This is a genomic window from Komagataeibacter europaeus LMG 18890, assembly GCF_000285295.1.
GTDB classification, from domain to species: Bacteria; Pseudomonadota; Alphaproteobacteria; order Acetobacterales; family Acetobacteraceae; genus Komagataeibacter; species Komagataeibacter europaeus.
The window spans coordinates 1-1277 of the sequence record NZ_CADP01000295.1 but is presented as its reverse complement, the minus strand read 5'-3'; the positions used below and the strand labels follow the sequence as shown (position 1 = coordinate 1277).

At 50.0% G+C, this 1277-nt stretch carries 1 protein-coding gene; it reads left to right on the top strand.

The window, feature by feature from the left end; all coding sequences use genetic code 11:
• Nucleotides 1-75 precede the first annotated feature (75 nt).
• Nucleotides 76-1155, top strand: coding sequence for a replication initiation protein (locus GEU01_RS21880; protein ID WP_026018937.1), 1080 nt, complete (start codon nt 76-78; stop codon nt 1153-1155).
• The last annotated feature ends 122 nt before the right edge of the window (nt 1156-1277 follow it).

The following is a 1277-nucleotide window of genomic DNA, read 5'->3' as shown; positions in this document are numbered from 1 at the left end:
CTTCACCTGACCTTATTCTCATTCTAAGGTCAGGATACGAATCGTTCGTCCCGTTAGGTGCTGGATAACCCGCCCATGCAATACGCATCCGAAAGTGATGAAGCTCCAAAGCGCGCCATGCGTGTTGCTCGCGCTCTACAGCATAAGGGTGCCGACGAGTTCGCCAAACCTGGCCACCTTGTGGAGATACGTTTCGTCAGAGGCCAATCGCTAAGCCTGACTGCATCACGTCTACTCGCGTTGATGATCCTTGTAGCCGGTGGCGATGCTTGGAAGCCAGTGGTCCACCGCATGCGCAAAGCAGACATCAGGCGGGGTCACAAAGGTAACGAACGCATAAGTGACATGCTTGAAGAACTGCATGGTACTCTATTTGCCGAAGACGACATTTCCTGGCGAGGTAAAAAAGCGACGCGACGATTTTCTCTGATTGCCTCTTCAAGGGAAGAAGTTGAAGACACAGAGCCTGGAAAAGAAGTCGGTTGGATCGAGTGGGAATTTACTCCTGATGCCCGAAGACTAATCCAAGAGTCTGAGACCTATGCGGTCATGAACCGCACCGCTGTATTGGGTTTTCGTTCGGCTTACGCGCTTAAACTTTACGAAATCGGGGCCTTGCGCGTGAAGAGACGTCAAACCGTGTGGAAAGGTGACGTCATCGCATTTCGTGCTGCCTTAGGGATCTCACCTAACGTCTATAAAGACTTTGCTCAGTTGCGGCGAAAAGTATTGACCGTTTGCAAGAATGAAATCGACGAACTGGCGCATTTTACGGTCGAGTGGACGGAAATAAGACAAGGAAGAGCAGTAAGAGAACTCGAGATTGTTTTCCAACCTAAGGAAACCCCAAAGGTCATAGATCATCAAACAACTACACGCGAATTAGAAACACAACGCAATCAAGTAGTACGACCCGCAGCTGCGAAAAGCGATGGGCAGCTAATGTTTCCAGCCGGTTCTCTCCAGTTTGGAGCCGACCAAGAGATATTCGCTAGAATAGCGCGTTCCTCTGGCGGGGGCTGGGATATCGACCTGATTGCCGATGCATTCCGAGACCATCTCGGTGAGCGACTTGGCAAGCTGCATGGTTCCAAGCTTAAAGCGGCATGGAAAGGCTTTTGCGAAAGTTATCACAACCGTCGAGGTAATCCGTAAACGTGAGCCGAGAATGCTTCTATAACGCTAAAAATGCGAAATGGGGCGCGACAACGCAGGTCGTCTCTATGTCAATTTAGAGGTTTCTCAAAAATTGCAACGTTGCAATTTTCCAGCGACAA